We start from the raw sequence: 19,563 nt of genomic DNA on the forward strand, positions 1-19,563 counted from the left end.
ACCATTTGCAACACTATTCTTTCCTTCCTTTGCACCGAAAGAATATAGTAAAAAAGAAATGAACTTTAGAAAACTGAGTATTGCAGTTTTGTTTTTAACAACATCGGGAACTGTACTTTACGCTCAAGAAACAAAAAAAGACACTGCAAAATCTGAAAAGAAAATCGAAGGTGTCGTAATTAAAGGGTCAACCAGAAAAGGCGCGGAATCTAATATTATCAGCTTACAGAAAAAATCCGTAGAAGTAATTGAACGAGTAGGTTCTGTACAGCTTGCCAAACAAGGGGTAAGTGATGCAGCAACAGCGGTAACGAAAGCTACCGGAACTCAGAAGCAGGAAAGCAGCGGGCAGATTTTCGTAAGAGGTTTAGGAGACAGGTATAATTCTACAACAATGAATGGCCTTCCTATCCCATCTAATGATCCTCTTTATAAAAACATTGACTTAGGTATCGTGAAAACTGATATGATCGATTATCTAAGCTTAGAAAAAGTATATACTCCGAGAATCTGGGGTGATATGGCTGGTGCAAACGTAGATATCGTTTCAAAAGTATACACGGGAAAGCCTTATTTTAAAGTAAACTTAGGGTCTTCAGTAAACTTTAATGCTATTCAGAAAAATAACTTCTATCTTCAGGACGGACCGAATTTCTTCGGAACCGATATCATCAAAAAACCATCCAACGCATCTGTTGCAAGTGCAGGATACGTTTTCAAAACTTCTTGGCAGAATAAGGAACAGAATAATCCTTTCGCATCATCTTTAGGAATTGATTTCGGAACAAACTTCAAAGTAGGTTCTACAGGGAGATTGAGCATCTTCGGATATGCCGCATTTGATAACGATTATGGATATATAAAAGGAACCGCAGGTGGTTCTTATGACGGACAAAATACTCCGCTAAAAATCTATAACGACGCGGAAGAATACAGATACCTTACAAACAGTACAGGTTTATTAAACTTAAACTATAAGATCAACAATAATCATAACATTAATTTCACTACAAATTATATCCACACAACAGATCAGAAATTAGGTAATTATAAAGGATATAACAGAGATTATTATGATAATGATCCATTACAGGAAAGATATGTAACCAATTTAAGAAGAGCTACTTATAAAGTAAACGATTTATTTGTAAATCAATTAAGAGGTGAGCATACTTTATCTGAACCATTTAAAATTTCATGGAATCTAGGTTTCAACAGACTGGAAAGTAAAAGACCGGATCGTCAGCAAAACGTAACGATCTTCGACAAGCAGATGAACACAAGCTTCTTTGCAAGCAGTAACCCGGGAGCCAACAACAGATATTTCGATAACCTTATAGAGAATGATTATGTAGGAGATATTCATGCAGATTATAAATTTTCTGATAAAGCAAAACTGACTTTAGGGTACAGCGGAAGATACAAAGACAGCGATTTCAGAGCGACTCAGTACAACTTCAGAATTAAGCTAAACCAGGGAAGTTACTTTGTAGATCCTAATAACTACGATACCTTCTTCAACCCGTTGAATTACCAGATCGGTGCTTTTGATATCGTAACTTTCAGAGGAGATGTGAAATTTGATCCTGCTACCGCTTTAATTCCTCAGTTCTTTACTTCTGAAATCTTCAACAATGCAGGATATGTAAACTTTGATTATAAGTTTAATGAAAAATTAACTGCTCAGATCGGTGTTCGTTATGACAATTTAAGTCAAAAAATGACGTACAACACGGCATTACTTTCAAACGGTGGTACTTTAGATAAAAATTATAATAAAATTTTACCAACATTAAACGTTAAGTATGCTTTAAACGATTTCAACAACTTCAGATTGTCGGCATCCAAAACTTATACTACTCCACTTTTATTGGAAATGGCTCCGTTCGAATATGAAGATATTGATGAATCAAGCTTAGGAAACAAGGACGTTTATCCGTCTGACAACTATAATTTGGACTTAAAATGGGAATGGTTCCCGAAAAAGAATGAAGTAATTTCCATTACAGCTTTCGGAAAATATATCAAAAACCCGATTTCCAGAATTACAATCGCTTCTTCATCAAACGTAGTTTCTTTTGCAAACGTTGGAGAAAGCGCAAGAGTATTCGGAGCTGAAGTTGAATTCAGAAAAGACCTTTATTCAAAAGGAAACTCAAGATTCTACACTTTCCTTAATGCAACCTATTTGAATACTGAGCAGGATCTTGATTCTAAAAAACTAACGGAAGAAAACACTTATGTTTCAGGAAACTTCCTTAAAGATAAAGAAAAAATGCAGGGAGCTTCAGATTTCTTAGCCAACGTAAACCTAGGTTGGGAAAGCAAATGGAAAAACGGAAATCTTGACCTTGTAGTGGCTTACTCTTACATCGGAGACAATATTTACTCTCTAGGATTCGAGAAAAGAGGAAATATGGTAGACAAGGCGATCAATACACTTGATGCTACAGCAAGATTCAAATTCAACAATGGATTGGGGATCTCTCTTCAGGGTAAAAACTTAATCAATCCTACTATTAAAAGAATTCAGGATAACGAAGGAACAGAGCTTGTTTCTAAAGAATACAAAAGAGGTATTGGTTTAGGACTAGGTGTTTCTTACGAATTTTAAAAAATATAAATAACAGAATAAAAATCTAAAAGTATTATGAAAAAGAATCACTTAAAATTAATAGCTGCGGCTTTATTTATTGGTACTTCATTCGCAATCCAATCATGCAGCGACAGTGATGATGATTCAATCCCAACAGTATCTCCTGTAGGAATCGCTCAAGATCCAAATAACTTCAAAGGTGATGTTCCTAACGGACAGGTTGTAACATTAGATCCTTCTAAAGTATACAAGCTTACAGGTGCTGTAATGGTAAAAGACGGTGGTAAACTAGTTATCCCTGCAGGTACAAGAATTGAAGCTACTGGTGGTACTTCTTCTTTTATTACAATTGAACAGGGAGGTCAGATTTTTGCTAACGGTACAGCTTCTGCGCCTGTAGTATTCACTTCTCCTGCCAGTACACCGGGAAGCTGGGGAGGATTAGTACTTTGTGGTAGAGCTCCTATCAACAAAGGAACTTCTGCTACTGCGGAAGTAGGAAATGCAACGTATGGAGGTACAAACGCTGCTGATAACTCAGGATCTTTAACCTATGTAAGAGTTGAATATGCCGGAGCAATCTATACTGCAGACAAAGAATTCAACGGACTTTCTCTTTTCGGAGTTGGAAACGCAACTAAAGTAGAAAATGTAGCTTTAGTAAACGGATCTGATGACGGTATCGAGTTCTTCGGTGGAACAGTAAATGTTTCAAACATCGTTTCTATCAGCAATGAAGATGATGGTTTCGACTGGACAGAAGGATGGAACGGAACAGCAACTAACGTTTACACAAAAAGAAGAGCAAACGGAACAGGAAACAGAGGTATCGAGGCTGATAACAACTCAAACAACCACGATGCATCTCCAAGATCAAACCCAACGATCAAAAATGCTACTTTCATCGGAGCTACTTCAGGTGAAGCAGATGGTATCAAACTAAGAGTTGGAACTTATGCTACAATTGACAACATCGTACTTTCAGGTTGGACTACAGGAATCAACATGGAAAATGATGCTACAGTAAGCTACTTCAACGGAGGTGGAAAAATTACAAACGTAAAGTTTGACAACATCACCAATAAAGCTTCTGCTAAATCTAATGCAGGTGCTTCTGTAACAGTTTTAGCTAATACGTATACAGAAAATACCAACGCAGCAGGTGCTGGAAACGGAACTGCAACTCCTACTTGGGCTTCAGGATGGTCTAGCTTATAAGAATTAGTAATTAGTTTTCTTTATATCAAATTAAACAACGGCATCGGAAGTAATTTTCCGATGCCGTTTTATATTTATAGTTTTATAAATTATTAAATGTAAAAAGAAAGTATTAATTTGGTATTCTCAAATATAAATCCTAAAAGGTTTATCAAGAAATTTAAAATTATGAAAAGAAATCACTTAAAATTAATAATTGCAGCATTCATCATTGGTTGTTCTTCATTCGCTTTGTATTCATGCGATAAAGATGATGATGTCATTCCTACGATAGTTCCTGTAGGAATAGCTCAGGATCCTAATAATTTTAAAGGTGATATCCCAGCAGGACAGGTTGTAACACTCAGCCCAACAACAGTTTATGTACTCACAGGAACTATTAAAATAAAAGACGGCGGAAAACTGGTCATTCCTGCAGGAACAAGAATTGTAGCAACAGCAGGAGCTTCTTCTTACATTTTGGTTGAGCAGGGCGGACAGATCTTTGCCAACGGAACCAATGCTTCCCCTGTCCTATTCACATCTTCTGCAGCTACTCCCGGAAGTTGGGGCGGGCTGGTTCTTTGCGGAAAAGCACCCGTTAATACCGGAAATTCCAACTCCTCAGAATTGGGAAATGCTGCGTATGGAGGAACCACGGATACAGATAATTCTGGATCTTTGACTTATGTAAGAATTGAATATGCAGGTGCAGACTATAATTCCCAAAAATTCAACGGGCTGTCTCTGTTTGGTGTCGGCAACGGTACAAAAGTAGAGAATATAGCTGTATTAAACGGTTTAGATGACGGTATCGAGCTTTATGGAGGTACAGTGGCAGTATCCAATATTGTTTCCCTTGCCAATGCTGATGACGCTTTCAGCTGGACAGACGGATGGGTAGGAACCGCAACTAATATTTTTACTAAAAGAAAAGCCGACGGAACGGGAAATACAGGTATAAAAGGAATCAATAATATAAACAGTTTTGATGCGTCTCCAAGATCAAATCCTTCCATCAAAAACGTTACTTTGATCGGTGGAACTACCGGAGATTCTAAGGCATTAAAATTATATTCAGGATCTTATGCGACGATCGACAATATAGTTACCTCCAACTGGACAACAGGTATTAGTATCGAAAGTGATCAGTCTGTGAGCAATTTTAACGGTCATAAAAAAATCACTGATGCCTTATTTGACACCACTACAACTAAAGTAGCTTTAAAATCAACGGCAGGTACAGATGTTGCCATTATAGACACCACTTTCACCGAAAAACCAGATGCTGTAGGAGCCGGAAACGGGGTTTTAGCTCCCACTTGGGCGACTGGATGGTCTGGCTTGCAGTAATATATTGTTAAATATTAATTTGCACTAATATTTTTCACAACTTCCACTAATAATTATTTTTAAAGGTTAAATCGCTTACATTTCCTTATTTTGATTCCTGCGGAATGACAAAAGAAGTATAATTTTAAAGCCTTTTTAATTGTGAAATTTGTGAAAAATATTAGTGCAAATTAGTGTTTAAATTAAATTAAGAATATTCAAATTTTCTAACAGCCTCCAGTGTCATATCAATTTCCTTATCTTTTATTGCATCACTGATGAAATAGGTTTCATAACCACTTGGCGGAAGATAAACTCCATTTTGCAACATCTGATGAAAGAAATTATTGAATAACGAATGGTTCGCTTCCTGAGCTTCATCAAAATTGGAAACCCTGTTAATATGGAAGAAAACCGACATCATAGAACCTTTTCTGTTGATTTTATGAGCAATTCCTTTTTCATTTAAAATTTTTCCGATTTCAAAATCTAAGGTTTCTGTTGTTTTATTAAGATTATTGAAGAAATTTTCATCATTTTTAATCAATTGAAGCGTTTTTAAGCCAGCTCTCATCGCCAAAGGATTTCCACTCAATGTTCCGGCCTGGTAAACTCCGCCTTTTGGAGCCAGATGATCCATGATTTCGTTTCTGCCCGCAAAAGCACCTACTGGAAGCCCACCTCCAATCACTTTTCCGTAAGTAACTAAATCTGCCTTCACATTATAAAGTTCTTGAGCTCCACCAAAAGCAAGTCTGAAACCTGTCATCACCTCATCAAAAATCAGTAAAGCACCGTTTTCGTCGCATATTTTCCTTAATTTTTGAAGGAAATCATTTTCAGGAAGCACGCATCCCATATTTCCGGCTACAGGTTCGATAATAACCGCAGCAATTTCACCTTGATTATGTCTGAACAAATCTTCAACCTGCTCAAAATCATTATATCTCGCCAATAAAGTATCTTTTGCTGTTCCTTGTGTAACACCAGGAGAATTTGGATTTCCAAAAGTTGCAGCACCACTTCCTGCTTTAATTAAAAACGAATCTGAGTGACCGTGATAACAACCTTCAAATTTTATAAATTTATCTCTTCCCGTGAAGCCTCTCGCCAATCTGATCGCGCTCATACAAGCTTCCGTTCCTGAAGAAACCATTCTAATCTGGTCGATATTCGGGACATTTTCTGTGATAAATTTTGCGATTTCTGTTTCCAGTTCTGTTGGTGCACCAAAAGAAAAACCTTTCTCAGCCTGAATTTTCAGTTCTTCTAAAACTTCAGGATGAGTGTGCCCCAAAATTGCAGGACCCCAAGAATTAATATAGTCAATATACTTGTTGTCATCGGCATCCGTAAGGTAGGCACCCTTTGCAGATTTCATAAAAACAGGAACTCCTCCCACTGATTTGAATGCTCGAACTGGAGAATTTACCCCTCCCGGAATGTATTTGTAAGCTTCATCAAATAAAGCTGAACTTCTTTGGTATTTCATATATAGTCGTTGGTTGGCAGTCGTAAGTTGCTAGTTTAACAAACAACTAGTAACTATAAAACTATCAACAAAAAATTAGTTTCTAGGCTTTTTGTCAATTAAATAAATCAACTGTCCGGCAGAAGGTTTCTGGCCTTCATCCATTCTGTTTTTTGCGTACAATTTATGTAATTTAATTCCGAATTTTTGAGCGATATCGTGCATATCTTCACCTGATTCCGCTTTGTAAGTAGGCGTATTTCCATCTGATTTTTTTGACTCAAGGAAAATAATATCATTTTTTCTTAAAACATCACTTTCCAGCTCGTTCCATTTCATCAGTTTGCTTTCACTGATTTTGAATTTATTGGCGATGAATGTTACATTAGTATCTTCCGGAATTACGATATATTTTAAACCTTCATTCGGATGGCTTTTAATTAAAATTGAATTAAGAATTTCCGCTTTTGTCTTAATTCTTTCCACTCTTTTTTGTTGTTGAGCGTAAGAAGTTTGTTTATAAGGAACTTCAACGGTAACAGGTTCTTTTGCTTTTTTGGTATATTTTTCAGGTTCCAGCTGAGCCATGAAAGTTCTGTCGCCTTTCAGATCAGGATACATTTTCAAAACAGCATAAAGAACTTCCCGAGAATTTGTATTGTCGTATTCGTATAATTTATACTTTTCAATTTTACCAATCAAAATTGAAGCATAGCGGGGATTCGTTGCGTAGCCGGCTTTTTTAAGACCATGAGCCCAAGCTCTGTAATCTTTCATGTCCAGATTAAAAAGATTCTGATAATATTTCCGGGTTGATAAAAATATGGAGTGGTCTTCGTAAGACTGTCTGGGATCGTCATACACCCTGAAACACTCGTTGGGAGCGTCGTCGGTATGCTTCATAGTTTTCCCCGTCCAGTCTTCTTTACACTTTATTCCGAAATGATTTTTGCCTTCCTGAGCCAATCTGCTTTGCCCGCCTCCCGTTTCCAGAAGTCCCTGTGCAAGGGTGATAGAAGCCGGAATTTTGTATTTTTCCATTTCTTCTACTGCGTATTTTGCAAACTTTTGAATGTATTGGTCATCAGTTGCCCAAGATTGAGCTGAGAATTTTGATAAAACTAAAAGGCTTACGAGTAAGAAAAGTCTTTTCATGTTTTTCAATTTTACTTTATATGATTAAATTTCTATTTTGTTTTTGTAAAAGCAGATTTGCTCCTTCAATCCCCTGCAATCCGCCGGTATGAAAGCACAATATCCTGCTGTCTTCAGGAAAAAAACCTTCATCAATCAGTTCAAAAACCTTCTGCATCATTTTTCCTGTATAAATCGGTTCTAATGGAATTCCATATTTATCTTTAAAATCATTGATAAAACGGATATTCTCATCTTTTATTTTGCCATAGCCTCCAAAGCATGAATCTATTAGATGAAAGTTTTGCTTTAAGGTTAATTCCCCTATTTTATTCTCCAATGAATCATCATCAACCACCTTAAAACCTATAACTTTCTGGTTTTCTTCACAAAATTTTGAGATTCCGGCAATTGTCCCTCCGGTTCCAACGGCGGTGCAAAGATAATCAAAATCTTTTGTATCGTCATTCAGCATCATTTTTATGCCTGCTACGGCATCTTCATTCGTTCCGCCTTCCGGTACTATTAAAGCTTCGGGAAATTCTTTCTGTAAAAATTTGGTTAATTTTTCTTTGTGGCGGTATTCTTCCCGGCTAACGAATTTCAAATTCATTCCGTTTCTTTTTGCAAAAACTAAAGTCGGATTGTCGCGCCATTTTTCCCGCAGTTCCTCACCTCTTATGATTCCCAATGTTGGAATTCCCGCAAGATTTCCCACGGCCGAAACTGCCGAGACATGATTTGAAAAAGCACCACCAAAAGTAATAATATAAGGATTTTTTGGATTTTCACTTAAATAATTATTAACATTAAAAAACAGCTTCCAGTATTTATTTCCTGAAATCTGAGGATGAATTAAGTCTTCTCTTTTAATGAAGAGTTTTATGTTTTTACTAATGGGAATTTCCTGGATTGGGATTTTTTGTGTTGGGGGTTCTAGTAGCATTTTAGCTTAAATCATATTTACAAAATTAATAATTTTTATGTTTGAATAATATTTTATCCGTTTGATGTCTGTGCTTCTAAAGTAGAAGAATGGATTGAAGAATCTATTATTATAAGTGGCGATTTTCTTTCGTCAGAATGACAAACTAAACGTTTTTTTCCCACGGATTCTACGGATGAATTGATGATTGTGGTTTGTAAAAATATTTGTGTTTTTTGTTTTTAAAATTAAACCACCCCGTCAAAAATTTTTTGAATTTTCGCCATCCCTCCAAAGGAAGGGAATTTTGGACGCCTTATCAACAGCCTAATTCAAAATTCATAACTCTCAAAGGTATTTCCTGAAGTTCCAGAATTTTCTTTTTTTGAGATAATTAAGATCATGTTCATTGGCGTAAGCTTCCCTTTCGAAAGAAATTCTCTTGTATGCCTGATAACTGTTTTTCAGTTTAAAAATCCAATAATAATACTCGATTACATAGAAGATATAAAAGAAAATAACCAGCAGCTCCAACTGTTGTCGCAGATGGATTTTTTCGTGATTGATCAATATTTTATTTTTCTTATCTTCGGAGTTCCTAATGAAGATAAAAGGGAAAAGAGCGATGCCGCTAATTTTTAATCTTTTTAAAGGCTTTTGGCATACAATTATCATGATAACAAATATAAAGTTTTTTTGACTTAGAGATTTAACCTATGGCACTTTTTGACATCAAAGAAAATGAAGACTTTTACTACAACGAGCAGGGGTACAAGGTATTTACGGAAAAATTTCATCTAAAAAGAGGATATTGCTGTAAAAGTGGCTGTAGACATTGTCCTTATGGATATGATAAAAAGACCGATACATTCATTAAAAACGATAAAAAAAAATAATAAAATGAAAAAATATATTTTTATTTTGTTGGCCTCGGCTACTTTGGGATTAACGTCATGTAGCCCTTTCCAGGTACGTTCTGATTATGCTGAAACAGCAAATTTCAATACTTATAAAACTTACAAAATCAGGATTGATGATTTGAAGCTTAATGATATTGATAAAGACAGGGTTTTGAATGAATTGTCCAGACAGCTTCAAAGCAAAGGGCTTCAGTCGGGAGAAAATCCGGATCTTATCGTGAATGTAAAAGCCAATCATAAAAAAGTAACCGATATTACCAATAATTCTCCTTACGGAATGTATGGTTGGGGTGGCCCTTTCGGTTGGGGAATCGGGATGAGCAGAACATGGACGAGCAATTATAACGAAGGAGCCATCATTGTGGATCTTGTAGATGCAAAATCAAATAAACTGGTTTGGCAGGGAATCGGAAGCGGAATTTCCGTAGATTCTCCGAGAGCAAAACAAAGACAAATTCCTGAAATCATGGCGGAAATCATGAAAAATTATCCTCCACAGAGAAAATAATTAAGATTTAAATCAATCAAATATATAAAAGTCAATGCAAAAAAACTGCATTGACTTTTTTTAGGTATCACATTAATGATGTCTGACTCCTTTATGGTGATATTCAACATTTTTAGGCTTCGCATCATAATTTTTTGGTAATGTTTCGGAAGTAACATTTGTTTTCGGAACTACATCCTCATTATTTTCAGGGGTTTTAAAATGTAATAATTTTCCGTTTTTGTAGACTTTTCCGTCGGAAGTGAAATACATTTCGTCTTTTTTGTATGTATTTCCGTCTTCTCCTGTAAAAGTTTCGGATTTACTTTCCCTGTTCTTTATTTTACGGCCCAAATAGATCAATGCTCCTCCAGCAATCAGCCCTAAAGCTATTTTTATTTTGTTATTCATAATGGTGATTTTCATTGAATAAGACAAAATATCTGCCAAATTAATCTTAATAATAAAAAAAGACTGTCAATAAAAAATCAACAGCCTTTCCGTTTAAAATTAAAAAAATTAGTTTTTGATTTCTTTGAAGGATTTAACTGTTCCGTCCTTGAAATGTAAATTCACAAAATAAACACCTTTTTCAAGATCATTTAATGACAAAACTGTTGAAGGTTTATCAACTGTTTTTAGAAGTCTTCCCACTGCATCTGTGATTGTAATAGTTTTTACATTTTCAATATCAGAAATATTCAGAATATCATTGAAAGGATTCGGATATACTTTTATTCCTGAAGAAATATCAGTTTCATGAGTTCCAAGATTCGGGATCGGTTCCCAAACTGCATCATCCCAATAATGCCCGGCAAAAGAAGTTCCCGGATTACGGATTGCCAGCCTCATTCCGTCCGGAACGGTAGTCGGAACCGTGAAAGTCCTTTCGGAAGTGGCGTCATAAGAAGTATTGGTGATCGTAATCGGCTGTAGCATTACAAAAGTATCCGGCAAGGCATCTTTAATGTATCCAAACTCGAGATAACCCGCGCCATTAGCCTTCATTTTAACCCTCAAGCGGTGTGTTCCCGCACTGATATTAGAAATCGGAGGCATCACCACGATTGATATTTTTCCCGATCCGTAACCATTTTGATAAATCTGGCTCGTCCCGGAGGCAGGCTGACTACTGGAAATAATCTGGCTTGCTCCATTTAACATGACACTTTCCCAACAAGTAGGTACCACTCCCATATTACAACAGGAATACGCATCAAAATTCTCAGAAAAACTACTGACTGCATTGCATTGAGCATTTGCAGTAAACATTCCACCCAATATTCCTAATAAAGGAAGACAATTTTTAAAAGATAAATTTTTAATCATTCTAAATAAAAATAATAATCACGAAATTAATTCTTTTCTTCATTAAGTTTGATTAAATATTTTATGATATTTATCAATTAAAGAAAACTTAATATTAATTTAAACACGAATTTCACAAATATTTTTCGCAAATGACACAAATAAAATTCTGCAGTTTTGAGATGCTCCGACTCCGCTCAGCATGACATTGCTAATACTAACTGTTATTTTACAGCAAATTTATAGCGATGTCATGCTGAGCGGAGTTGAAGCATCTCTATTTAAAAGATTATAAGCACTGCATAGTTAATAATTCAATACATCATGAAAATTAACAATCTCGTAATTTTTTATTTATTAAATTGTAGTAATCTTACCAAAATTTAAATATTAACATGAAAAAGTCATTACTCCTTTTTGCATTTGCCGGCATTCTGGCTAATGCTCAAGCTCCATCCGGATATTACAATTCTGCAAACGGATTGTCAGGAGCCTCCTTGAAAACTGCCCTGAGCACGATTATTACAAACGGTCACCAGGATAAGGGCTACAGTGGGCTTTGGACCGCCTACAAGACCACCGATATTGATAAAAATTACGAAAACGACGGTTCGATTCTTGACATTTACTCTGAAAAACCAACAACTGTTGATCCTTACAAATATACTCCCGGAACCAACCAATGCGGGACATATTCAGTAGAAGGAAATTGCTATAACAGAGAACATATCGTCCCTCAAAGCTTCTTCAATCAATCTTCTCCAATGGTTTCAGATATCCACTTTATCAGGGCAACAGATGGAAAAGTAAACGGAATGAGGTCAAATTATCCTTTCGGAAAGGTGGGGACCGCAACTTTCACTTCTAACAATGGTTCGAAACTCGGAAATTCTGTTTCTTCGGGATATGCGGGAACGGTTTTTGAACCGATTGATGAATTTAAAGGTGATGTTGCAAGGATGATTTTTTATTTTGTAACGCGCTATCAAAGCAAGCTTTCCACTTTTACTTCTGGAAATATGTTGGGTGGCTCTGTTTTTCCGGGATTACAGACCTGGGAACTGAATGTTTTATTAACCTGGCATAATCAGGATCCAGTTTCTCAGGCGGAAATCAACAGAAATAATGCTTCATATACTTATCAGGGAAACAGAAATCCTTTCATCGATAATCCGAATTATGTTAATTTAATTTGGGGATCCGGTTCAGGCGGCGGAACAACAAATCCTCCGACAGGAACGAATTGCGTCAACGAAACTTTTGAAACAATTCCAACAACAAGTTCATCTTCTTATTTAACAAGAACATGGTCAAATGGTGGAATTACATGGACGGCAACTGACTCAAGAACCGACCAAACCATTTCCAGCAAAGCAATTACGATCAGAGACGGAGCCTTAACGTCAAGCAGTTCAGCCAATGGAATCGGGTCATTGACAGTGACTACTCAATTGAAGTTCACAGGAACAAGCGGAACATTTACCGTAAAAGTGAACGGTACAACCGTGGGAACAGTACCATACAGTACAAATTCTACAACCACAACAATCAGTAACATTAACATCTCTGGAAATGCGGTGGTGATCCTTGAAAATAATTCTACAAGTAACCGAGTGGCCATCGACAACCTGAGCTGGACGTGTTATTCAGGAACCTCCAGATCGGGGCAAAGCATTCCTTCTGCATTAAATTCAGATCAAAAAGATTTACAAATTTCTCCAAATCCAATTTCAAATAATGAAATTTTTGTAAAGGGCGAAACTCAAAATATCAAAAAAGCTGAGATTTATAATCTTCAGGGGAAGATGGTTCAGACATTTGATCAACCTTTTAAAAATAGTAGAAATTCAATTAAAATTAAAAACCTCGAGCAGGGAGTTTATCTTTTGAAATTAGATAATTCTACTTTGAAGTTTATTGTGAAGTAATTTAAATTAACTTAAGTTGATTCAAATGGCTGGAAGATGAAGAAGGGAGCTGGAGGTTACTGGTAGTCTTCTAATTTTTTGGAGGTATGCTATAAATTAATGAAATAACAATTTAAACTAAGATGAAAAGGTAAGGAAGTTGTTCTTTACAATCTTCATAACTTCCCTCTTCCAGTTTCCAAACCTAATTAAAATCCTTAACCCAGATTAATTATATTAAAAAGCCTTCTCTCGAATGAAAGAAGGCTTTTGTTTTTATTAATGAACTCAAAAAGACCGCAATTAAGCAGTCTTTTTTTTTAATTATTGTCCCATTAAATCTCTTATTCTCTCCTGCATTAATTGAGGATCTTTCATTGCTTCCCATCCAACTGTTGAGATTAATACTATTACGTAAACAGCATATAACGCACTTAATATAATCCCGATAATTGCTAAAATTCTACCTGTATTCAGGTTACTGTAATTAGAATATTCCGTAGGGTTTGCCTTATACAATTTGGCATCTTTGCTGTATAAAACAAGAGCGATGATTCCGGCAATTAATCCAGGAAGCCCATAACAGCAACATCCTACAATAGATACAATTCCTAAAACTAAAACGGCAGTTGCGTTTGGTAATTTTTGTTGGTTCATAGTTATAATTTTAATATTTATTAATGTGTATTTATATAAAAATGTTTGTAAAAATAAGAAACGACCATAATCACAGCGTTAACAGCTGCTAAAACAACCAATAAACTTCCGTAATTTCTTTTCTTATCTACAAAACTGAGGAAAACCGTTGCAAAAAAAAGCAGCAACGTATAAACAGCGGGAAACATATGAAAGGCTTCCCCAAACCTTCCCTCAAAAACCATGACAATAGCTCTCTGGGTTCCGCAGCCAAAACATTCAATTCCTAAGAATTTCTTACTAGGGCACGATAACATAAAGTCTTCTATTTTCATTTCTACTGTTTGGCTATCAAATATATAAAAATTATGTAGAAATTTTTGCTCTTAAATACTGATGTGGAAAAAAACATTCCTCCTTCATTTCAAACGATCCCTGAACGGCAATATAGGGGTTTCTCAAAATTTCCCTTGCTACAAAAATTAAATCCGCATCAGCTTTTTGTAAAATTTCTTCTGCCTGACTTATTTTTGTGATTAAACCTACCGCTCCTGTCTTCACGCCTGCTTCATTTCTTACTTTTGAAGAAAAAGGAACCTGATAACCGTCATAAACAGGGATTTTTGCTCCATGAATATTTCCTCCGCTTGAAACATCTACCAGATCGACGGAGTGATTTTTTAAAATTTTTGCTAATTCTACACTGTCATTAATATCCCAGCCATTTTCAACGTATTCCGTTCCGGAAATTCTTACAAAAAGAGCTACATTTTCATTTAATTCTTCATTGACTTCATCTACAATTTCCAATAAAAATCTGATCCTGTTTTCAAAGCTTCCGCCATATTCATCCGTTCTGATATTGGAAAGCGGTGATAAAAACTGATGAACTAAATAACCGTGCGCACCGTGAATTTCGATAACATCAAAGCCTGCTTTTACGGCTCTTCTTGCCGCTTTTTTAAAATTTTGAACCTGCTCTTTAATTTCATTAATTGTTAAAGCGTGAGGAATTCTTTCCGTCGGATGATAAGGAATCCCGCTCGGCGCAACTGTTTCCCAGCCTTCTTCAACGGGAATCTGAATGTTATTCCATGTTGAACCTTTTCTTCCGGCGTGGGCAAGCTGGATTCCGATTTTGCTTTCGGAGTTTTTATGTACAAATTCTACAATTTTCTGAAGCTCTTTTGCCTGTTCATCATTCCAGATTCCCATGCAGTGATTGGTGATTCTCCCGCGAGGTTCCACACCTGTTGCTTCCACCATGATCAATCCCGCTCCGCCCTGAGACCTGCTTCCGTAATGCACAAAGTGAAAGTCATTCGCAAGGCCGTTTTCACAGGAATACATACACATCGGGGACATTACCCAACGGTTTTTCAATTCTACATTTCTGAATTTGATTGGAGTGTATAACATTTTTGATTTGAATATTTTAAATTAAAATTTTTAAGAATAAAATAAAATTGTCTGCCTGATTAAAAAGAAGTAAATTTATCCCCCTTTTTTGAAGCCACAATATATGAAAAAAGAAACTCAAATCAGTTACGAATATTTTAAGAATAGCAGTGAACTGAACGATATAGAAAAAAGATTATTCGAAAGAGCAAAACAAGCTCGTGAAAAGGCATACGCACCCTATTCCAACTTTTTAGTGGGTTGTGCGGTCTTACTCGAAAACGGAGAAATCTATTCCGGAAACAACCAGGAAAACGCCGCTTTTCCGTCAGGACTTTGTGCCGAAAGAACGACTTTATTTTGGGTTGCTGCAAATTTTCCTGATGTGAAAATCAAAAAGATTTTTGTAGTCGGAGGACCGAAAGAATTTCATGAAAAAAATCCACCAATTCCACCTTGTGGAGCGTGTCGACAAAGCTTAATCGAATATGAAACAAAGCAGAACGAAAATATTGATCTTTATTTTTCAAGTATGAATGATGAAGTTGTAAAAGTACATTCGATTAAGGACTTGTTGCCGTTTTATTTTGATGCGACGTTTTTGTAGGTTTTGCTTTAATAGGAAATTAATTTTTGTGCCTATTTATTTAACCACCCCGTCAAAAATTCTTTGAATTTTGCCACCCCTCCAGAGGAGGGGAATTCTTACCGCGTATTTTCTTGGCATGAAAGTGACTGAAATTCCCTGGTGGCTGAGGTTCTCGAAGCCACCGTTCCTACTATCCTAGCCCGGATTGCAGCGGCATCCTTTTTGGTTGCGGCCGCAGCGAAGCGGAGGCCGTAACCAAAAAGATATAGTGGAAAGCCGGAAATAGCTTCTTACAAGGAAGGGAAGTTGGAGGATGGATACTGGAAGATGATTATGGTAATTAAGCCATAATTTATTTAATAATTTCTTATAATTTGCACTTTTAGCGAATAAGCTTATATTTGCAAAAATTTTGGTTTCCAATTATTTGGAATTAATAGGGAATTGGGTGGAAATCCCAAACTGTCCCCGCAACTGTAAATCGCAATCAAAATTTCTACGAGAAACCACTGTGAAAACGGGAAGGTGTAGAAAAGCGAAAGTCAGGAGACCTGCCAGAATTATAACTAAATACATTGCTTTCGGAGGAAAAGTAAAATAGAATGGATATAAAGAGATCTTTAGTACTGCTTTTTTCGTCTTACGGTTGTTTTCTTTTCGGACAGGAGAAAACCATTGACACCGTATACATCTTTGACAATCAAATGAATAAGGTAAAACTTTTTCATAAAGTTAATACCCTCAATCCAGAAGATCTGGAGAAAAATTCTACCAATCTATCTGATGCCTTACGCTTTCAAACATCTATTTACATTAAGGAAAACGGCCGTGGTGCAGTTTCTTCGCCATCTTTCCGCGGAACAAGTGCGGGACACACCGCTTTTGTCTGGAATGGGATTAACATTAACTCTAATTTCCTGGGACAAGGCGATGTGAATAATATTCCGCTTTTCGGGTATGATGAGCTGGAGATAAAAGCCGGTGGTGGAAGTGTACAATATGGCAGTTCTGCAATCGGAGGAAGTATTCACCTGAATAATAATCTTGATTTTAACAGAGGTTTTAAAGCTTCCCTATACTCCGAAATATCTTCTTTTGATACTTATAATAATTTTGCGAAAGCTTCATTCAGTAATGAAAAATTCAGCTTTAAGGTTTCCGGAAATTATTTTATCAGTCAGAATGATTATGAAGTTCCTGAGTTCAAAACCGGTAATGAAGGCTATATCAACAGGAACGGAAGATATTATAATACATCGATGAATGTGGGGATTTCTTACAAGATTGCCCCGCAACAGACAATTTCATGGCAAAACCAGGTCTTTGACGGATCACAGCACTACCCGATTTTTGCAGAAAATGGAAATAAAACAAAATATAATGCCCAGACTTTAAGAAGCTTAATTTCGTGGGATATCAATAAAAATAAATTTGCCAATAGCCTGAAAGCAGCTTATACAGAGGATAATTTCCAATATTTCGGAGATATTCTCAAACCTAAGGAAAGCGGCGCAGAAGGAAAGAATTATATTTTTAAAAACGATTTTAATTACTTCATCACACCGAAAATCAACTTTAATGTCATTGGTGAATTTCAAGTAAACAAGGGGAAAGGCTATCAATCCGGAATCGGAAATATCAGCAGAGATATGGGATCTGCAGCAGGGTTGATTAAATATTTTGTGACGGAAAACCTTCGTTTTGAAGCCGGAGTAAAAAAGGATTTTGTAGAAGATATCAGTTCACCCGTTTTATATTCTTTTTCCGGAAAATGGCATCCTTTGAAATGGTATAATGCAGGAGTTAATGTTTCAAAAAACTTTAAAATCCCCTCTTTTAATGATCTGTATTGGGAAAAAGGTGGAAATCCTGATTTGATCCCCGAAACCTCAATTAATGTGGACATGGATCATGAATTCAGCTTTGGTGATTTTAAAATTACATTGAGTCCATATTATATGGATGTGAAAAATTACATCAACTGGCTTCCTACCTCTTCCGGATATTGGGCCGCCTTTAATACTTTTAAAGTAGAAATTTATGGTCTTGAATCCCAGATTCTCTTTAATAAAACCTTTGGAAAACACGATATAAAGCTTAACGCAGGATATACTTATTCAAAATCTACCAATAAGGAAACGGGAAACCAAATGGTTTACGTTCCGATTCATAAAGCATACGGAAACATCGATTATCAGTACAGTTTCCTGAAAGTATATGTTCAGGGGCTTTTCAACGGCCTTACGTATACAACAACGGATGAAAAACGAGCGGATGCCATAGATCCGTATTTTGTGATGAATACGGGAGTTTCTGCAACGCTTTTGAAAAAATATACTTTAGGATTTAAAGTAAATAACATTACCAATACTGTCTATCAAACGGTTTCTTATTACCCAATGCCGAAAAGAAACTACAGTATTTTTGCAACCCTGAATTTTTAAAATTAAAATATATGAAAATAACTAAACTTTTAACAATTGCTTTTGCTTCTGCCTTGCTTTTCACTACGTCTTGTAGCGATGATGACCAGGTAAATCAGGAAATGTATTACGGAAACGGCTTTCTAATCGCCAATGAAGGGAATTTTGGAAAACCGAATGCTGATGTAACTTTTGTAAGTTCGGATCTAAGCATCAAACAGGATAATATTTTCTCAGCAAATAATGGAAACTCAAACTTGGGAGATGTTTTGCAGACGATCACTTTTAGTGGTGATAATGCCTATCTTTTATTAAACAACTCGAATAAAATCCAGATTGTAAACCGTTATAATTTTAAAACAACAGGCGAAATTACAGCCCAGCTGAATTCTCCCCGCTACATGGCTTTTGCCAATAACAACATCTATGTAACCAACGATAAATACGGAGGTGACAAATTTGTAAGCGTTTACAAAGCATCTGATTTATCTTTCGTTAAAAAAATCAATTTTACAGATAATGCTGAGAGAATTGTAGAGGCCGGAAATAATATTTTTGTGCAAAATGCATCATACGGTTTCGGAAATAAAATCACTTATATCACCACTTCAAACAACGAAGTTCAATCTACAATCACACTTCCAAACGGAAATATCAACAAAATGATTGCGAGCAACGGCGTAGTTTACGCTATTGCAGCAGGAACTTCAGATTCCTACATTTATCAGATTTCCAATACGGGAAGCATTACGAAAACGTACACTTTAACAGGAATTGCCAACGCTACCAACCTTGAGATAGAAAAAGGTAAATTCTATTTTTCATCAGGACTTAATGTTTTTGCAATGGATCTAACCGCTACTACTGCCCCTACCACACCATTATTCACGGTAGCAAACAGTATTGATCCTTATTCTAATCTTTATGGATTCAGTGTTGTGAATGACAAAATTTTCACATCAGATGCGAACGGATTTACGGAAGACAGCAAAATCAGCGTATATTCTACATCAGGATCTTTACTTAAAACTTTTACAGCGGGTAAAGCTTCAAACGGTGTATTCTGGAACTAAAAATTGATACTTCGGTATTCAATATATTTTTTTTCATCATTTGTGTTTTTTTTCCGGGCGGTTTCTTCGAAACCGCCCGGATTTTTTTAATTATTCTGTTTTTTTAACCGCAAAAGTCACAAAAGATTAATTTTTATTTTAAAAAAAGTTTAAACATTAAATTATAA

Annotated in this window: 18 protein-coding genes and 1 riboswitch; of the genes, 9 read left to right on the plus strand and 9 right to left on the minus strand. The window is 36.0% G+C overall.

What is annotated here, in order from left to right:
• Positions 1-58 precede the first annotated feature (58 nt).
• From ATE47_RS10635 to ATE47_RS10645, 3 genes are all read left to right on the plus strand, one after another.
• Positions 59-2,614 (plus strand): TonB-dependent receptor domain-containing protein, encoded by a 2,556-nt coding sequence (locus tag ATE47_RS10635; protein WP_062161953.1) that lies wholly within the window; start codon positions 59-61, stop codon positions 2,612-2,614.
• Between the two features lie 36 nt (positions 2,615-2,650).
• Positions 2,651-3,814 (plus strand): hypothetical protein, encoded by a 1,164-nt coding sequence (locus ATE47_RS10640; RefSeq protein ID WP_062161954.1) that lies wholly within the window; start codon positions 2,651-2,653, stop codon positions 3,812-3,814.
• A gap of 168 nt (positions 3,815-3,982) precedes the next feature.
• The gene (locus tag ATE47_RS10645) at positions 3,983-5,146 is read left to right on the plus strand and encodes a hypothetical protein (RefSeq protein WP_062161955.1); all 1,164 of its coding nucleotides are present in this window, start codon (positions 3,983-3,985) and stop codon (positions 5,144-5,146) included.
• Positions 5,147-5,333: 187 nt separating this feature from the next.
• On the opposite strand, the gene hemL is transcribed toward ATE47_RS10645, so the two are convergent.
• From hemL to ATE47_RS10665, 4 genes are all read right to left on the minus strand, one after another.
• A complete protein-coding gene (gene hemL, locus ATE47_RS10650; RefSeq protein ID WP_062161956.1) occupies positions 5,334-6,617 on the minus strand; it encodes a glutamate-1-semialdehyde 2,1-aminomutase in 1,284 nt (427 codons plus the stop codon).
• Between the two features lie 75 nt (positions 6,618-6,692).
• On the minus strand, positions 6,693-7,751 hold the full coding sequence (locus ATE47_RS10655; protein ID WP_062161957.1) for a glucosaminidase domain-containing protein: 1,059 nt from the start codon (positions 7,749-7,751) through the stop codon (positions 6,693-6,695).
• A 16-nt stretch (positions 7,752-7,767) separates the two neighbouring features.
• A complete protein-coding gene (locus ATE47_RS10660; protein ID WP_062161958.1) occupies positions 7,768-8,676 on the minus strand; it encodes a 1-aminocyclopropane-1-carboxylate deaminase/D-cysteine desulfhydrase in 909 nt (302 codons plus the stop codon).
• Positions 8,677-9,003: 327 nt separating this feature from the next.
• A complete protein-coding gene (locus ATE47_RS10665; RefSeq protein WP_062161959.1) occupies positions 9,004-9,330 on the minus strand; it encodes a hypothetical protein in 327 nt (108 codons plus the stop codon).
• Between the two features lie 41 nt (positions 9,331-9,371).
• On the opposite strand from ATE47_RS10665, the gene ATE47_RS10670 reads away from it, so the two are divergent.
• Together ATE47_RS10670 and ATE47_RS10675 are read left to right on the plus strand one after the other, a co-directional pair.
• A complete protein-coding gene (locus ATE47_RS10670) occupies positions 9,372-9,551 on the plus strand; it encodes a DUF5522 domain-containing protein (protein ID WP_062161960.1) in 180 nt (59 codons plus the stop codon).
• A gap of 4 nt (positions 9,552-9,555) precedes the next feature.
• Entirely contained in the window at positions 9,556-10,083 is a 528-nt protein-coding gene (locus ATE47_RS10675; protein WP_062161961.1) for a DUF4136 domain-containing protein, read from the plus strand.
• Between the two features lie 72 nt (positions 10,084-10,155).
• Here the strand turns inward: ATE47_RS10675 and ATE47_RS10680 are convergent, their stop codons facing one another.
• Both ATE47_RS10680 and ATE47_RS10685 read right to left on the minus strand, forming a co-directional pair.
• Complete coding sequence (locus ATE47_RS10680; RefSeq protein WP_150114818.1) at positions 10,156-10,473, minus strand: hypothetical protein; 318 nt, start codon at positions 10,471-10,473, stop codon at positions 10,156-10,158.
• A gap of 108 nt (positions 10,474-10,581) precedes the next feature.
• Positions 10,582-11,391 (minus strand): T9SS type A sorting domain-containing protein, encoded by an 810-nt coding sequence (locus tag ATE47_RS10685; RefSeq protein WP_062161963.1) that lies wholly within the window; start codon positions 11,389-11,391, stop codon positions 10,582-10,584.
• Between the two features lie 374 nt (positions 11,392-11,765).
• On the opposite strand from ATE47_RS10685, the gene ATE47_RS10690 reads away from it, so the two are divergent.
• The gene (locus tag ATE47_RS10690) at positions 11,766-13,298 is read left to right on the plus strand and encodes an endonuclease (protein ID WP_062161964.1); all 1,533 of its coding nucleotides are present in this window, start codon (positions 11,766-11,768) and stop codon (positions 13,296-13,298) included.
• A 303-nt stretch (positions 13,299-13,601) separates the two neighbouring features.
• Here ATE47_RS10690 and ATE47_RS10695 read toward each other — a convergent pair whose 3' ends face one another.
• From ATE47_RS10695 to namA, 3 genes are read right to left on the minus strand one after another with little or no spacing between them, the layout of a single operon-like run.
• Entirely contained in the window at positions 13,602-13,934 is a 333-nt protein-coding gene (locus ATE47_RS10695; RefSeq protein ID WP_062161965.1) for a CCC motif membrane protein, read from the minus strand.
• Between the two features lie 20 nt (positions 13,935-13,954).
• On the minus strand, positions 13,955-14,248 hold the full coding sequence (locus tag ATE47_RS10700) for a DUF2752 domain-containing protein (RefSeq protein WP_062161966.1): 294 nt from the start codon (positions 14,246-14,248) through the stop codon (positions 13,955-13,957).
• A 31-nt stretch (positions 14,249-14,279) separates the two neighbouring features.
• The gene (gene namA / locus ATE47_RS10705) at positions 14,280-15,332 is read right to left on the minus strand and encodes an NADPH dehydrogenase NamA (RefSeq protein ID WP_062161967.1); all 1,053 of its coding nucleotides are present in this window, start codon (positions 15,330-15,332) and stop codon (positions 14,280-14,282) included.
• A gap of 103 nt (positions 15,333-15,435) precedes the next feature.
• Here namA and ATE47_RS10710 point away from each other — a divergent pair, with 103 nt between their 5' ends.
• From ATE47_RS10710 to ATE47_RS10720, 3 genes are all read left to right on the plus strand, one after another.
• Positions 15,436-15,918, plus strand: coding sequence for a cytidine deaminase (locus ATE47_RS10710; RefSeq protein WP_062161968.1), 483 nt, complete (start codon positions 15,436-15,438; stop codon positions 15,916-15,918).
• 378 nt (positions 15,919-16,296) lie between these two features.
• A riboswitch (cobalamin riboswitch) is annotated at positions 16,297-16,473 on the plus strand.
• A gap of 29 nt (positions 16,474-16,502) precedes the next feature.
• Positions 16,503-18,344 (plus strand): TonB-dependent receptor plug domain-containing protein, encoded by a 1,842-nt coding sequence (locus ATE47_RS10715; protein WP_062161969.1) that lies wholly within the window; start codon positions 16,503-16,505, stop codon positions 18,342-18,344.
• A gap of 11 nt (positions 18,345-18,355) precedes the next feature.
• Positions 18,356-19,396 carry a hypothetical protein gene (locus ATE47_RS10720; RefSeq protein ID WP_062161970.1) on the plus strand — a complete coding sequence of 347 codons (1,041 nt, stop codon included), beginning with the start codon at positions 18,356-18,358 and terminating at the stop codon, positions 19,394-19,396.
• Positions 19,397-19,563 lie beyond the last annotated feature (167 nt).

This window comes from Chryseobacterium sp. IHB B 17019, assembly GCF_001456155.1.
In the GTDB taxonomy this organism is placed as follows: Bacteria; Bacteroidota; Bacteroidia; order Flavobacteriales; family Weeksellaceae; genus Chryseobacterium.

Coding starts and splice junctions, on each gene's coding strand:
- ATE47_RS10700 (WP_062161966.1), bottom strand. CDS start 14,248: ATGAAAATAGAAGACTTTATGTTATCGTGCCCTAGTAAGAAATTCTTA.
- ATE47_RS10655 (WP_062161957.1), bottom strand. CDS start 7,751: ATGAAAAGACTTTTCTTACTCGTAAGCCTTTTAGTTTTATCAAAATTC.
- ATE47_RS10710 (WP_062161968.1), top strand. CDS start 15,436: ATGAAAAAAGAAACTCAAATCAGTTACGAATATTTTAAGAATAGCAGT.
- namA (WP_062161967.1), bottom strand. CDS start 15,332: ATGTTATACACTCCAATCAAATTCAGAAATGTAGAATTGAAAAACCGT.
- ATE47_RS10685 (WP_062161963.1), bottom strand. CDS start 11,391: ATGATTAAAAATTTATCTTTTAAAAATTGTCTTCCTTTATTAGGAATA.
- ATE47_RS10695 (WP_062161965.1), bottom strand. CDS start 13,934: ATGAACCAACAAAAATTACCAAACGCAACTGCCGTTTTAGTTTTAGGA.
- ATE47_RS10680 (WP_150114818.1), bottom strand. CDS start 10,473: ATGAATAACAAAATAAAAATAGCTTTAGGGCTGATTGCTGGAGGAGCA.
- ATE47_RS10635 (WP_062161953.1), top strand. CDS start 59: ATGAACTTTAGAAAACTGAGTATTGCAGTTTTGTTTTTAACAACATCG.
- ATE47_RS10715 (WP_062161969.1), top strand. CDS start 16,503: ATGGATATAAAGAGATCTTTAGTACTGCTTTTTTCGTCTTACGGTTGT.
- ATE47_RS10660 (WP_062161958.1), bottom strand. CDS start 8,676: ATGCTACTAGAACCCCCAACACAAAAAATCCCAATCCAGGAAATTCCC.
- ATE47_RS10720 (WP_062161970.1), top strand. CDS start 18,356: ATGAAAATAACTAAACTTTTAACAATTGCTTTTGCTTCTGCCTTGCTT.
- ATE47_RS10690 (WP_062161964.1), top strand. CDS start 11,766: ATGAAAAAGTCATTACTCCTTTTTGCATTTGCCGGCATTCTGGCTAAT.
- hemL (WP_062161956.1), bottom strand. CDS start 6,617: ATGAAATACCAAAGAAGTTCAGCTTTATTTGATGAAGCTTACAAATAC.
- ATE47_RS10675 (WP_062161961.1), top strand. CDS start 9,556: ATGAAAAAATATATTTTTATTTTGTTGGCCTCGGCTACTTTGGGATTA.
- ATE47_RS10645 (WP_062161955.1), top strand. CDS start 3,983: ATGAAAAGAAATCACTTAAAATTAATAATTGCAGCATTCATCATTGGT.
- ATE47_RS10670 (WP_062161960.1), top strand. CDS start 9,372: ATGGCACTTTTTGACATCAAAGAAAATGAAGACTTTTACTACAACGAG.
- ATE47_RS10665 (WP_062161959.1), bottom strand. CDS start 9,330: ATGATAATTGTATGCCAAAAGCCTTTAAAAAGATTAAAAATTAGCGGC.
- ATE47_RS10640 (WP_062161954.1), top strand. CDS start 2,651: ATGAAAAAGAATCACTTAAAATTAATAGCTGCGGCTTTATTTATTGGT.